The organism is Bacillus sp. COPE52, from assembly GCF_003355115.1.
Lineage (GTDB): Bacteria > Bacillota > Bacilli > Bacillales > Bacillaceae_G > Bacillus_A > Bacillus_A toyonensis.
Window position 1 is genome coordinate 3,625,308 of record NZ_CP031292.1, and the last position, 15,496, is coordinate 3,640,803.

Annotated in this window: 12 protein-coding genes and 1 pseudogene; all 13 read right to left on the bottom strand. The window is 32.0% G+C overall.

The window, feature by feature from the left end; translation table 11 throughout:
• Positions 1-73: 73 nt before the first annotated feature.
• Positions 74-1,873, bottom strand: coding sequence for an ABC transporter ATP-binding protein (locus DPQ31_RS18195; RefSeq protein WP_098821725.1), 1,800 nt, complete (start codon positions 1,871-1,873; stop codon positions 74-76).
• Positions 1,870-3,072, bottom strand: coding sequence for a nucleotidyltransferase domain-containing protein (locus tag DPQ31_RS18200; RefSeq protein WP_016108920.1), 1,203 nt, complete (start codon positions 3,070-3,072; stop codon positions 1,870-1,872). The genes DPQ31_RS18195 and DPQ31_RS18200 overlap by 4 nt, the downstream gene beginning before the upstream one ends.
• A gap of 1 nt (position 3,073) precedes the next feature.
• The gene (locus DPQ31_RS18205) at positions 3,074-3,547 is read right to left on the bottom strand and encodes a lasso peptide biosynthesis B2 protein (RefSeq protein ID WP_208730835.1); all 474 of its coding nucleotides are present in this window, start codon (positions 3,545-3,547) and stop codon (positions 3,074-3,076) included.
• A 36-nt stretch (positions 3,548-3,583) separates the two neighbouring features.
• Positions 3,584-3,892: a lasso peptide biosynthesis PqqD family chaperone gene (locus DPQ31_RS18210; protein WP_097958472.1), complete on the bottom strand. Its 309-nt coding sequence runs from the start codon at positions 3,890-3,892 to the stop codon at positions 3,584-3,586.
• Positions 3,855-4,826: an aldolase gene (locus tag DPQ31_RS18215; protein WP_208730837.1), complete on the bottom strand. Its 972-nt coding sequence runs from the start codon at positions 4,824-4,826 to the stop codon at positions 3,855-3,857. Before DPQ31_RS18215 ends, DPQ31_RS18210 begins: the two co-directional genes overlap by 38 nt.
• 76 nt (positions 4,827-4,902) lie before the next feature.
• Positions 4,903-5,028: a paeninodin family lasso peptide gene (locus tag DPQ31_RS18220; RefSeq protein WP_000712621.1), complete on the bottom strand. Its 126-nt coding sequence runs from the start codon at positions 5,026-5,028 to the stop codon at positions 4,903-4,905.
• A gap of 15 nt (positions 5,029-5,043) precedes the next feature.
• Positions 5,044-6,981 carry an asparagine synthase-related protein gene (locus tag DPQ31_RS18225; protein WP_097958475.1) on the bottom strand — a complete coding sequence of 646 codons (1,938 nt, stop codon included), beginning with the start codon at positions 6,979-6,981 and terminating at the stop codon, positions 5,044-5,046.
• Between the two features lie 291 nt (positions 6,982-7,272).
• Positions 7,273-8,436, bottom strand: coding sequence for an aminotransferase class I/II-fold pyridoxal phosphate-dependent enzyme (locus DPQ31_RS18230; RefSeq protein WP_097958477.1), 1,164 nt, complete (start codon positions 8,434-8,436; stop codon positions 7,273-7,275).
• 30 nt (positions 8,437-8,466) lie between these two features.
• Positions 8,467-9,162, bottom strand: a complete 696-nt coding sequence (locus tag DPQ31_RS18235) for an HAD family hydrolase (protein ID WP_016108923.1) — start codon at positions 9,160-9,162, stop codon at positions 8,467-8,469.
• 1 nt (position 9,163) lies between these two features.
• Positions 9,164-10,141, bottom strand: a complete 978-nt coding sequence (locus DPQ31_RS18240) for an ATP-grasp domain-containing protein (RefSeq protein WP_000509382.1) — start codon at positions 10,139-10,141, stop codon at positions 9,164-9,166.
• Entirely contained in the window at positions 10,128-10,733 is a 606-nt protein-coding gene (locus tag DPQ31_RS18245) for a sugar transferase (protein ID WP_000825901.1), read from the bottom strand. The genes DPQ31_RS18240 and DPQ31_RS18245 overlap by 14 nt, the downstream gene beginning before the upstream one ends.
• Positions 10,734-11,344: 611 nt before the next feature.
• Complete coding sequence (locus tag DPQ31_RS18250) at positions 11,345-13,579, bottom strand: right-handed parallel beta-helix repeat-containing protein (protein ID WP_098821727.1); 2,235 nt, start codon at positions 13,577-13,579, stop codon at positions 11,345-11,347.
• 344 nt (positions 13,580-13,923) lie between these two features.
• A pseudogene (locus tag DPQ31_RS18255) lies at positions 13,924-15,482 on the bottom strand (lipopolysaccharide biosynthesis protein).
• Positions 15,483-15,496: the final 14 nt, after the last annotated feature.

The window sequence follows — 15,496 nt, forward strand, 5'->3', positions numbered from 1 at the left end:
GTAGTTCACCATTATTCGAGATTTTATTCGATTCGAACTGCATTCATACAAAGCTTCATTCAATTTTTCTCCTCTAAGAACCAACTTCCATTTGTGACCCTAGTAAATTTCGAAATACACCTTTTCTTTCTTTAGCTAGTTGATTAAATTCACCTTTTTGAACAATTTCACCTTTTCCTAAAACAATAACTTGATCTGCGTTGCGTATAGTAGATAAGCGATGTGCAATAACAACAATAGTCATTGTTCCTTTCAATCTTTCTATTGCTGATTGGATTTTCACTTCATTTTCAGTATCTAACGCACTCGTAGCCTCATCTAATACTAAAATCGACGGTTTTCTTAAAATAGCTCGAGCCAATACAAGTCGCTGACGTTCACCACCTGAAAGCCTCACCCCACGATCTCCAATCAGTGTATCAAGTCCATTTGGAAGCATTCGTACAAATTCAGTTGCTGCCGCAAATTCTAATGCAGCCCAAATTTGTTCTTCATTTACATTCGAGTCAATCATCATTAAATTCTCTCTTATACTAGCATTAAATAAGAACGGATCTTGTGGTACATAGCTAATAGCCCGTCTTAATGATAATAAATTATCAGTTGTAAGAGGGATACCATCTATTAACACTTGACCTTTTTCTGGTTGGATTAACCCCATTAACACATCAATTAATGTACTTTTCCCAGCACCAGAATGTCCTACAATTGCCGTCATACTATTTATTGGAATTTGTACATTAATGTTTTGAAGTGCATATAAAGCTTCTTGCTTATTATAACGAAAAGAAACATCCTTACACTCAATACCTTGTTTTATACAAATCGGCTTTATATGTTTTTGCATGTATATATCCTGCATTTCAACCGCTTCATTACACTCCTGTTGCAATTCCCATAATGACTTAAAGGCAGGAATACTTGCAGCCAGTTGTTCTAAATTTGACTGAATCGTCATGAACCTTGGCCATAATCTTGAAAAAATGAGAATGATTAATAGTAACTGGGCCGTTTGCGCTTGAAACATATTTACTGACAAAAATATAAAAAATGCAATTAATATAGCCATTGAAATTTTATAAAACAATTGAGAGTTTGACCTTATTCTCATATACTCCATTTGTTCGCTACTCATCTTTTTTGTTATAGATTGAAACCAATCCAAACGTGATCCTTCCAAAGTATTGCTCTTTATATCTTTAATTCCATTGAAATGATCTGTTATACCAGAAAGATAGTCTTTTGCCAATTCTGAGGTCTTACCGCCTAGTATCCGTGCTTTTTTTATAAAAACACGAGAAGCTACCAAGAACAATAAGCCAAAGCCCAAAACAAATACAGTGACTTGGGGAGATAATAAAAACGCAAGCCCTACCTGTATGAATGTAAATAGAATAGTAGCTAGCAATTGTAAAATTAAATTAATCCCATAACTAACACGAGCTAATTCTGTAGTTAATATATTAATTAGATTTGTTTTCCTTTTTTCTAAAAAAAATCTCCACTTTGCTTTTAAAATCATACTATATGTTTCTACTCTTAACTTTCGTACAAAAACTTGTTGCGTTCTCGCATCTCTTAACGTTATATTTCTTTGCAGTATATTTTGACTTAACACTATTAATACATATATACCTAAAATAGAAATTAAACTTGTTGTTTTAGGGAAATTCTGCAAAATTCTATATACAGGTGCAATAAAAGAAGTCTCCTCACCTGCATTAATTATTCCAGTCATACTTATCATAGGAAGTAATAAAATAATACCTATCCCTTCAAGTAAACTTATTAACACCATACCAAATAAATTCACATACAGTATTTTTCCTGCTGAAGAATATAATTTCTTCATAAAATATATAATATAATTCATCGATGTTCCCCCAATAACAAAGCAAACTTCTTCGTTTTTCTCCAAATACATAGAAACGGACGTAAAGGAAAATATAAAAAATGAAGAAATTTAGGTAACGGCAATGTTTTCGCATCAATTGGATAAGGATATAGTTGGCTCATAATAAATAAAGTTTTTTGCTGATTAGACATTAACGAAAATAAATGTCGACTATGATAAGCAAGTACTTCTTCAGGAACCGGATCGGTATGCAAGTTTATCATTTGCTTGAAATAAAACAAGGCTTCTTGCGCTAACTGTTTTGAATGTTTTTTAGCTACTAATTCCATCATTCTTTCATCCATCCGTACACCTAGCAATTGAGATGACAAAATTAATGCTTGTCCTCCTAAATGTAGCATTTGATATGTTTTCATTAGTTTATGAATCTCACTCCAATTAAGATCTTGATTGACAATTTTTTTTATATCTACTAACCAGCGTAATCTGGACCAACCATGTCTAGCACCATGAGATACAAGAAATAAAAATAAATCTTCCTTCCCTAGCATATATACGGAATTACTCGTAAGGGTGCTTTTTCTCTTTCGCTTCCAAAGCTCTTCAAACCCAGGTTCCTTACTAGGTCCGGGATTTAACCGCCAATGAATCTCAAGCTTAATCTGCTTTGTCGGATGAAAAAATGTTATATGATGATGCCTCCATTTCCAATCATTTAATATCGTTTGAATATAATCATCTTTTACATACCCCTGCTCTAAAAGTAGTATTTCTACTTTTTCTAAATTTTGAATTGGAATAAGAACGTCCAAATCACAGGATGTTCGTAAAGAAATATCTCCATATAAATCCTGAGATAGTACAGGCCCTTTTAGAAAAATCATACGAATCTCATTTTCATTACATATTTTATTTATTCGTTCCATTTCAGCACTTAAATAAAGCATTTGAAATGTATTTTTTTTATATTTTCTATTCAAGGATTGTACAATATGTGAAGGAATTATTTCCTCATCTACCTGTTTAAGTTTTTGATATATCACCGGATAAACGCGATGATGCACAGCCTGTTCAAGAAATAATTCCCAATCAATATCCGAAAACCATTCATTGCTGTAAGTTTGCATTGTTTCATCATCTTTTAACTTCAAAATTGCAAAAAGAAGTTTCAATTCCTTAGACATAAACTCTACATTAAGACCAAAATCTTTCTCCATTTTACTCTCCTTTAATAGTGTTCTCACTTAGCCTCTTTGCAAATGATCCAACGACAGTGAATTTCTCCATTCCTTCCAATCCAGTAACATAAAAAGAACCGCTACGTAACCATGCATGTGCAATTAGTGCCCCACTATTATCCTTAGCAGTTCCTAAATAAAGAGTACTCTCAATGTCACGTTTTTCAAGCATTTTCATCCCAGCTATCGCTTTAACGAGACATTGACTTTCCCAAAAAGTATAACGACTCATAATAGAAATTGCTTCGGACACCTCCTTTAGTGTATCCTCGTGTTGCTGAATTTGAGCAACTGATGTTTCGTTCATGTAATCCCCTAAAGAAGGTGCAACTTTGGAAAAGGTAATACTTTTTAGTACACGCGCCCATCCTAAAAAAATAAAAGCCTCTAAAAATAAAAGCTTTGTTTCCATGTTCAGCAATAAAAATACCCTTAACCTTTTCACAATATTCATTAATCCCTTCCTAACAGTTCTATTGAAATTATAAATCTATCTATTAGGCTGATCTTTTATTTGAATTAACCCTTCTTGAAATAAACACTCTAAAAAGGTAAGAACTTGCTCTTCACAATCTTTTCGTTCAATATCATAGTTGGATACTAGCATAGTAACAAGCTGATTAATTATTATTGGCTTTTCAATAAGCTCCCATATTTCTCCGCCTATTTCACCTAAGTTATAGTAATTTCCTTTCTGGACATTTAACATAACTTTTTCCCCATCCATATCGCTTACTATATTACCTTTACTTTGGACAACGTTATGTTTTAATGATATTTTTCTCGAGTGGACAACCATCAACCATACTCCCTTTCTGTATAGTATTTAAAATAACTTCCACAAGCTCATGAGCTGTAAATCTTGAAGTCGGGCGACTTACTTGAAACATTTCCATTCCACTTGCAATATGAGTTGAAGTTTCAAAATGCCATTCCATCAATCCTAATTTAGAAATCAAAGAACTCCTAAAAGTATGACGGTATAATTTATACAAGCGTGCGAGCCCTTCTATACGGGTCATCTCAATATCTTCTCCCTGTGTTTTTACTAATTCAATAACACCAGCAAGAGGTAATGGTTCTGGAAAAAATTGATAATTAACAGGAACAGCATACTTCGTTTCTCTTTCAAATAAAGCGCTAAATTGCGCTACTTCCATTCCTAACTCATTTATGCTCTCTTGCCATAATTTTTGTTGTGCGTAAGAAGGATGAACTATTGCAGTATTTTTATTCAAAAGAGACACGGCAACTACATCATCACTTAAAAGCTGATATCCTTTATTCAAAAAAGCCGAGGCTAACGTTGATTTTCCAGCCCCTGAATCACCAATTAATGCATACGCTTTTCCATCTATGGCAATTACACTCCCATGCAATGGGAGTGTTTTACGTTGCATTAAAAGCGCCCCCATACAAGTGCCCAGAATATATAGGCGAATTTTATCTTCTTCTGCGTCTGCCATAGGTGAAAAGGTGATTTTCTCGCCGGCTTGTACAGAAAATATTGCAGTTTGAGGAACATGAAACATAACTACATCATCCTCCACTACAATTGTTTTTTGCTTTTCTACGCTATATTTACTCCACTGTTCTGACAAATCCGTTATTTCAACTTGAACATCTGCCATCTCTTTTTTTTCATTCAGCTGAGACAATTCGGGTAATGGAATTTCACTTACTATTTTTAACCCGAAGGCTTGATATAACACATTCCCCACAGAATCAAACATCCTATCCCCCACATTGTCAATTTTTTGAAAGCTCTTATATAATAAAGCTATATAAGAGCTTTATTTTTCCAGTGACTTAACTGTACTTCACTGGGTCATCTGGGTCAGGTTGAACAGCATCTGGATATTTATGCCCAGGCCCAGCCATAGTCATATTAATATTAAGTACTTCTAATACAGGTTGTTTCCATTCCTTTTTCATACGTATCACCTCCTTTCATATTGCTTTTTTTATAAATCGATAAAAGATTAAGCTGCGCATTAAAACTCTAAAATCTAAATCAAATGCATATTCTGGTCGAGGTTCTTTACAAATTTTTGAGATAGCTTTCTTAATTACCTCTACATTTAGAAATTCAGAGATAACTGGATCTACACTAAGTTCTTCAACTTCCTCAATAAATTCATTCCAAAAAGGAGCCATACGGTAAACACCATCTGCACCTTGAATACCGCGAACCCGTTGATTCAATCGTACTTTATCAGGAAGGAAGCTCTTTGTGGCTCTCCGGATCAGGGCTCTATCTAAACCATTTTGAACATACTGTTCTTCTGGGACTGATAAACAAAATTGAATCAATCGTAAGTCATTTGTGGGATCACGATCCCATAAGGCATAACGTAATGATAATTTCGTTTCATACGTGCCATTTATGCTCCAATAATATGGTTTTTCAAACTGTTCTCTTTTCATGTCATATGCATTAGAAATAGAGGTGCCTGTTATATCGATTTCTTGTTCTCTAAGTCTGTCAAAAACATTCATTTCCCTTGCAAATTCCGGATTAATTATTACGGAATTTGCATCTTGTTTTCCTGAAAAAAGTAACTGATGCAAAAATGGAAATGCCTTTCTTCTTACCACTTCAAAAACACGTGATTTTTTTACTCCTATATTTCTACTATATAAATATAGTTCACGATAAAAACGAATCCAATGTAGCTTTTTCAATAACATTGCCTGGTAATCTAAAATAGGTCCCCATGATACTGTCCAATTACCTCTTTGACCACTAAGAAGTACTCCTATTCCCTGCTGAGCTGCTTTTTCATAAACTCCACTCAACCAAAAAGTATTCTCAAAAAATTTATATGGCATCTCCATTGTTTCCAGCCAATCATCAATTTCCGATAGTGGGCTTCTCTCTGGCAATTCTAAATAATAATCCTGTATATTCCCTACATGCTCTACAGTCGATTGAATAAATGGTCTTTCGTCAGCTATCCTACCTTTGTGTGTCCAATCTTCAAATCCTTCTACTGGAACATAACTATACGTATGTAATTTTTTATTTTCAGTCCGTAAATCCCTTGCAGCAAAACTAACGACAGAACCTGAGTCTAACCCTCCACTCAAATGGGCTCCGACTTGGTGGTGTGTTCGCAAACGTGCCTTCACTGCACTTTTATACACCTCTCGAAACGCCTCTTCATACTCTTCATTTGATTTTAAATTAAGCATTTTCCCAACAGTTGGTGTATAGTATCGTGAAAACTTCACTTCGCCTTCCTTTACCAAAATAGTGTGTGATGGAGGCACTTGTTCTATATATTTGTAAACTGTTAACTGTGGATCTACCGATTCGAAATTTACAGGTATAGCTAAAAATTCAGCAAGCCACTGCTCATTCAATTTTTTCTCAATATACGGTAGAGTAAATAACGGATTTATAATGGTACAAAAAGCAAATTTTTCCTCACCACGATAAAAATAAAGAGTCCGACTTCCTGAAAAATCTCTGGCACCAAAAAGAATTTGTTTTTTCTCATCCCAAATCATAAAAGCAAAATCGCCTACCAAATATTTCGGAGCCGATTCCCCCCATTTCTGATAAGAGAGTAAAATCAACTCACTATCTGTCATGTTTTTTCTATCCGAATAATCCACTTGTAATTTTTCAAATAACTCATCACGATTATCAATAATAGCATCTGCTGTAATTGCCAATTGCTTTTCATAATTATAAAAGGGTAATTGTTCACCAACTGACTCTGGTGTAATCCATTGTGCATGACATCCTAGAAAAGCATTTTCTTTATGCCATATTTGAATATCGTCAGCAGGGTACTTTTGTAATTCACTCATTAATCGTGTGCCATGTTCAATTGATATAGGTTCATTATTAAAGTGAATAATGCCAGTTATAGCGCTCATTTCTTCCTCCTAATATATGAAAAGTTACTACAATTACTATTTACATATTAAATTCGTTAAACATACCCCTTTATCATTCTTTTTAAAGAACGAAATTATTTATTTTTATTACTTTCTCAATTACATGCTTTAATTTACTTTCAGACTTATATATTATAGACATTTTCAAATCTATACTCCTCCCTTTTTTTATGTAAATTGAAACTGAACACTAGAAAGGATTCATTATAAAGAACAATTAGTGGTACGTATACAAATCTAATTCAAATTCCATTTTCACTTACTTTTCTTTTAATTCTTCCATTCTACAACTTTTAAAATGCTTTGAATTACCCTTTGTTGATCTTCTGCTAACATATTAGATCCTGAAGGCAAACAAATTCCACTTTGAAATAGGTACTGCGACACATCTTCATTTTTGCTATGCGGATAATACTTCTTCTCTTTAAAGAGCGACTGCATATGAAGTGGCTTCCACATAGGACGCGCTTCAATGTTCTCTTCTGCTAAAATTCTCAACAATTTCCCAATAGAAATCCCAGATTCCTTTTCATCAATTGTCAATGTAGTAAGCCAACGATTTGGGCGAGTATGTTCTAATTCAGGCATAAAATAAAACCCTGGCATGTGAGATAGCGCTTCGTAATACCGTTTATATACAAATCTTCTAGCTCTCACCCTATCTTCTAACACTTCTAATTGTCCTCTACCAATACCAGCTAAAATATTACTTAGTCGATAATTATACCCTATCTCACTATGCTCATAATGTGGAGCTGGATCCTTTGCTTGTGTCGCTAAAAATCTCGCTCTTTCCAATGCTTCTACATCATTAGAAACTAGCATTCCACCACCTGAAGTTGTAATAATTTTATTTCCATTAAATGAATAAACACCAAATTTTCCGAATGTACCGCTTGCTTTTCCTTTATATGTAGATCCAAGAGATTCTGCTGCATCCTCAACTATAGGAACATTATATTGATGACAAAGTGAGAGAATTTCATCTAGTTTAGCACTCTGACCATATAAATGAACAAGAATGATAGCCTTAGGCAAATTCCCCATTTTATTAGCTTCATATAATGCATGTGCCAATGCACTCGGTGACATATTCCAGGTTTCCGGTTCTGAGTCAATAAATACCGGTTCCGCTCCCAAATAAACAATCGGATTTGCACTCGCTACAAAAGTAAAACTGGAACAAAATACTGTATCTCCCTTTTGAATACCTAATAACTGCAAAGCTAAATGAATAGCAGCAGTACCTGAACTAACTGCAGTACCTCCCCTAACTCCTACAAAAGATGCAAGTTCTCGTTCAAATCCATCGACATTTGGCCCAAGAGGAGCAACCCAGTTTGTATCAAATGCATTTTGGATATATTTTTGTTCATTCCCACTCATGTGCGGAGAGGAAAGGTAAATTCGCTTTTTATGCTGAACTGTGTGCATGTAAACACATCCTTTATACATATTTAAATACTATGTATCTAAAAACATATGCTTTAATACAGATATATCAGATAATCTCCTTAAATTATCAATTGTATAATGTGCTTTATAAGCTTGCTCAACTATAAGATTATGGTAAATTCCATCTTCTCTACTAATATGGATCGTTAACCATTTCAATTTCTTGGCCGTTATAAAATCCTTACTTAAATTATCTCCTATATAGACACATTGCTCATGAGGCACCTGTAATTCCTTACTTATTTTTTCATAAGGAATTTTGCTTGGTTTCCAACATTCTTTTCCTAGCTTATCAGTGAGAATTATTGAATGAACCCTCTCTTTTAACTTTAATGCATTTATTTTTCTTTCTTGAGCAACTAAATATCCATCTGAAATAAGTCCTATTTTAACGGTATTAACCAAATTATTTAGTACCCAATCCGCTTCATCCAACAATTGGATATCTGGTTTATGGAACCTATACTGTTCTATCAAATTACTAATCAATTTTTCATCATAATCAATGTCTAACTTTTTAAGTGTTTTATTAAACACAAACTTTCTTTCACCTGAATTGAATAATCGAATTGCGATATTATAAAAACCAATTTTTCCATAGTTATCTTTAATCCAATCATCCACTGCTTTAAAGCCACTTACGACATAATCTTTCTCTTTATATAAAGTATCATCCATATCAAAAACAATTGCTTGAATCACCATATTAAATACTCTCCATAAAAACCGCTTCATCATATCTAAGCATTGTTAAATTTTCTCTCCAATTAAAGTCTCTATCTGTAAAAACATCTCCCTGACACATTTTAATTGTCCAAAGTGGAAAATTCGCTCCAGCTTCTATGGATAATGGAATTCCTCCACCAAAACGAGGATTTATTTCAATAAATGTAATTTGTCCATCCTTCTTTTTAAAACATTGTAAAGTAATACATCCAATAGGATTAGGAAGAGCTTTTATTACAGTTTCTGCTGCTTGGATAATGTCAAAATCTTTCTTGGTTATACCTTTACTTACCTCACCTGCTCGTGTCTCTATACGCAATCTAGGAACGATCGTTTTTATATTCCCATAGAAATCTACCATGACATCTATAGTGTATTCCTCTCCTGAAACGTACTCTTGTATCATAGCGTTAGGTATATACTCCTTAAAAAATTCCAATTCCTTTTCATTCATTATTTTTGTTACACCTTTACTAGAACTGCCATCATAAGGTTTAATCAATAGTGGAAATTGATATTCCTTTCTTCCAATCTCTTCATCACTATACACTCTAGGCGTTGGTATATTATTAGATACAAAAAAGTTATATGTGTATTTTTTGTTATTAGCAATTTTATTTAATTCCATACTAGAAACTAGTACTTTTACACCAATACCTTCAAAAACCTCCGAATTATTAGCCATAAGGATTAATTCTGTATCAATTAACGGAATTATTAGATTTATCATTTCAGATCTACATATTTTTAACAATTCATTTATATACCCTTCTTCATTTACACGCGGAACAATAAAATGCTTATCGCTAAAGTAAATGGTAGGAGCAGTTTCTTTTAAGTCTGCAGTAAAGATTTTCCCTTTGATTCCTACTTGTTCAAATACCTCCTTAAATTTTTTAATTAAAGTGACCCTCCTACCAGAGCTAGTAAACAAAATATTCATTTTATTCCCCCCCATGCTCGATTCCCCCCTTAAAAACTGGCATAGTCACATGCTTATTATTTGTTATCCCTTCCGATTTTAAAACCTTACTAAAAGTTAGATATAAAATTTTCAAATCTAAAAGAAAACTTTGATTCTCAACATACCATACATCTAATTTAAATTTCTCATCCCATGAGATACTATTTCTTCCATTAATTTGAGCCCATCCAGTGATTCCGGGTTTAACATTATGCCTTTTAGCTTGCTCTTGCGAATATAAAGGCATATATTCCATTAATAATGGTCGAGGGCCCACCAAACTTAATTGACCTTTTAGCACATTTATTAATTGTGGTAATTCGTCCAAACTATATTTCCTCAGGAATTTTCCAACTTTAGTTAATCTAGCGTAATCTGGTAAGAGCTCCCCGCTATTATCTCGCTCATTGGTCATCGTACGAAATTTATAAAGATAAAAGGGTTTTCCATGTAACCCTGGACGTTGTTGTCTAAATAAAATAGGTGATCCTATCTGGGTTTTAACTATAATTGCTACTAAAAGAATAATGAAAAAAAAGCAAATTAATAATAATAAAGAAATAAAGATATCCAACAGTCTCTTCATTACCAATCATTCCCCCATCTTAAATTATTACAAATGCTTTTCCAAAGTGAAATAATATATAAAGTATTCATTACGGGTTGAAATCAAGTATTTTCAAGTTGTAAGTAAAGAATTGTATTCAATTTTTCTTTACTTATTACCTGCAAACATTTTCTTTAGTACACAACTTTAAAACTTAATAAGTAGAAGAAAGCAATACACATAGGTGCAAAATATATTTTCCAAATGCTTATCCAAGAGACTATTACACACTGTAAAAATCTCAAAAAATATATTCACAAAAACAATTTTATAAACAACGCTTAATAGTATAAAAAAACATTTATTATTAAAACATTCTCCTACTCACTATTTTTTAGTATGCAGTTAACGTAATAACAAAAAGCTATTATGTTTATAAAAAACATAATAGCTTTTCTCTTTTCTATAGTAGTAACTAAACGTCAATAAGCATATTATCTATTAGGAATTAGACTATTTCGAATGATTACATTGGACAAAACCCTTCCATGTACCATTATATAATACTTTATAGACATATTTATTAAGAGCCACTCTACTTCATTTCTCATAACTTTTTGAAACTATTCAAATTTAATTATCACCATGCATTAATTTGAATCGATTACACCATTAACAATATTTCCTTGTAAAAATTCCCTCCCCGTAATTGTAATTTTCGCATTATTTAACACGTTATTTTGAATTACTACTTGAGGTGTACTACTCGTTGTTCTATTATCTATCCCAACTTGCATCAAATTTGTGGAATTTATAATATTATTTTGAATTATCACTTGCTTACCAGTAAACGCTGCATCCAAAACAATAATAGCTCTCTGAAGAGTATCATTTGTAATTTTTATAGTATTTCCCCTTAACACTATTTCATCAGATACATTTTGAATATTCAAGACCGTACCATTTGGTTTTTCTATATGACAATCTATCATCTTGAATGCTTTGAGGTTATTCACTGTAAATAACGTGTTATTTCTATCTATACTAAAGAACTTGCAACCTTTTAATTCTAAAGTGCTTCCTGTACTTGCTATCCCCAAAAAGGTTACATCCTTAAAAAAGCAATTTGTATACGTCCCTGCAACTAGGGTTGGGGGTTTAACATTATTAAATATAATATTTTCAAATATCCATCCTGATTTAACTGTTCCTACTGGTACATAATTTAAATACAAAACGTCTTGTCCTTCAAATATACAATTTGAGATAGTTTGCGGTTCATTTTTCAGCTCTAATGTCCACTGATACAATGATGACAAGGAATTAAGTTTATCTGTATCGTTTATAAAACGACAGGAATCAACTTTAACCGCATATGGAAAGGGAGTATCAATAATCATTTTACTATTAGAAAAAACATTATCCGATATATTAATAGATCGATTTACATATACACCTTGAACATTTACTTGCGCTCCGTATACATAATTATTGGAAAAAATAACATCTCCTAACAAAGAGACCTTGGTTAATCGGATATTATTCCCTGTTACGATTACCCTATCTGCACCACCATTAATAGACAACCCAACATAAGCATTTGTAATGGTATTCATAATAGAATTATTCGATATATAGATAAATTTCCCATTTACAACAATAATATTATAATTTTTATTATCATGAAAATTATTTCTTTCAATATATATATATTGATTTAAATCATATCCATCTTCAATATCTAGTCCACTTTGTGGATTGGTACCTGCGATGTGATGAATATCATTATCTCGAATATATACATTCTTTGCCCCACATACACTAATCCCTTGTCTACGGCAATCATGTAAATTACATTTTTCTATATAAGTATATTGCGAAAAAGAAGGTACCCGAACATTTATTAAACAATTTGCAGGAGCAGGAACATTCCCTTGATGCAAAACAACTTTAGCATAACTTGCTCCATTAGGGACTTCTACTTCATCAAAGAATTGTACATTGGTTTTTGAAGATAAAAATATATTGTTTGAAGTGTAAAAAATGACATCATAATAATCGCATTTTATTTCAGAACCCAATGCTCCAAATCCATTTCCATATAATCCAAAGTAACCATACTTTACAATAGCCACTTGGGTCATATCAATTTGCAAATTGGAACGTATCTTTGTTGTACTACTTACCAATGAACCATCTGTTGTATTAATTGCTCCCTGTTCAAATGAACTTGCTAATGCTGTAGGAAAAGGTGAAATCTGCCCAAAAGTACTGTTCAGTGTAATGGCATCTCCTGTACAATCTAAAATATCTAGATTATCTAAAGATACAAACCGTGTATTGTTCCCCCCATCAGCAGGTGGAGTAAAACTCCCCAATTCAATGCCGTACCCTGCCTCATGTGTTCCCCCACTAGAGTAATCATGTGTATATCTATCTCCTTGGATAATACCATTTGTTATCCTAGAATATACTTGATTTCTACGAAAACTTATAATTGCATATCCAGTCAAATTATTTGTTTCCATTTTTAATGTCGAACCGTTTAGATTCAAAGTTAAATGACTTGGTGGTTCGATGGGTGTTTGTTTATCAATCAAATATATTCCTCTAGGTAACACAACTTCCGTATAACCTTGTTGAGCCGCCCATACTAGAGCATTATTAATACCTTGGGAAGTATTGATAGCATCAGTCCCATCATTCTTAACATCCCATCTATCTAATTCTAATACATATATACTTGTAGGATTTGTAGCTTCAAATGATTTTGGAATCCATTTTAATTGCGTACTATCATAAGTTAAAATGTCATTATGAAAAGGAGGCTTGGACACCAAATCTAAATCATTCAAATTCCCAAGATTATCCCTTCTTCTCCACATCAATTCACACCTCTTTTTTGCTTTTCTACATCTTATGTTTCATAAGGTAAATTGATTGGATATAAGAGAAGTAATATCACTTTTTATTGTTTTTAGAGATCCATTATTTAGAAAGCCTTTTTACAATTCCTTTCTCCTTCCTAAAAAGGTCTATTCTTACTAGCTGTTTTTATTTCAATACTCTTTTATTTATACTATTTAAACTTACAATATTATTAAAAAGACACTATACTCTTTATATATACCCCCCTATTATTACCTACTATTATTTTCAGAACAACCTAAAATCTCTTCCGTAAATAAAGCATTTTTTACTGTGATATGGAAAAAATAAAAATGCTAATTTATGGATAATTATTATTCGAAAATTTCCGAGTTAATATTTTAGACTTTATTTTTTTTATTAATATCTGGGTTAAATTAAGGAAATATCGATACTCTTCCACCTCTTTAAATACCATCCAAAAGATCAGATTTGGAATAATCAGGCACAAAACACTACGTATTGCCATGTCCATAAATATATTTATGTGAAAAATATAACCAATAAAATCCGTTGCTATAATAGAAAATAATACAAGCACTACAAACAAAATATATCTAATAAAATATACTTTTACAGATTTTTTGAAAATCATTTTAAATATAATATAAGGGTCATACCAAAAGTAAGTACATAATCTACTAATAACAGTCCCTAAAAGCACTCCTGCTATTCCTATTTGTTTCGCAAGAATTATAGAAACTACAATATTTATAATTGCCGCTATAATAGGTCTGTACTTCCCTTTTTTAAATAAACCTGTGGTTTCTCTAAACATTGTAGTTGTATTTTGCATTCCTGAAGTGAAAAAATTAAGTAATATGAAAAATAATACATACTTATTAAACACATATTCCTCACCTAACCAGATTGTTATAAAAGGATTTATCAAATTCCAAAGGCAAACTGTACAAAATCCATATATCCAAAAATTAAAAAAGTTAATTACACGAAAAATAAAATATTTTTTTCTGCATTTTCTTTCACATTCAAATTTCCAACACTAGCAGTGATAGAATAAAACAAATAGCCTAATAAGGTATTTAATGTATTTAAGATCAACAAATAATTTGAATAAACCCCAACCCAAATAACCCCAATAAATTTCGATATAACTATATTATCTGTTGCATTAATTACTACACCACTAATTTTATATAGCAACAAGGAATACAAATTCTCAAAAAACTCACGTCTGTCTGTCTTAGATAATTTCGCATTATTTTTTTCTTTTAAAAATGGATATAATTTATTTGCCTTATTTGCAATATATACATTCTCAATTACTTTTAATGTTAATTGAGCTACCAGTACTACAATGTAATCACTAATAATTATTAATAAAACAATTTGTAATGCATTAGATATAATCATGAACAAAGTGTGTATTTTAGAAATAATATAGTTACTTTGATCAGCAATAATAATAGATTGCTTATATACAAAATAATATGATGACACTGAACTTATTAAAAATAAAAGATAGATAATGTTAATGTCTTTAATCGTAGTATCTGCATTCACTAAATGATCAAGAAATGGCAATAGAGATAACCCTATTAATAAAACTACTACTCCTATTAATCTGTATGCTTTTTGATATAAATTCATTAATGCCTGTATTTTATAAATATCCTTCTCAGCTAATGGCCTATATAAACTATATATTATAGCTGTATCAAATCCTAAATTAGCTAGGGAAAACATCAATAGTATACTTGTAAAAAGCCCATCCACACCTAAATATTCTATACCGAGTGTAAAAATAAAAACAGTTCGAACAACAAATCCCATACCAATACTAATTATTTGTCCAGACAAACCGAATAAAATATTTTTTAAGGAGTTTTGTATTCTCATCGTAATACCTTCTA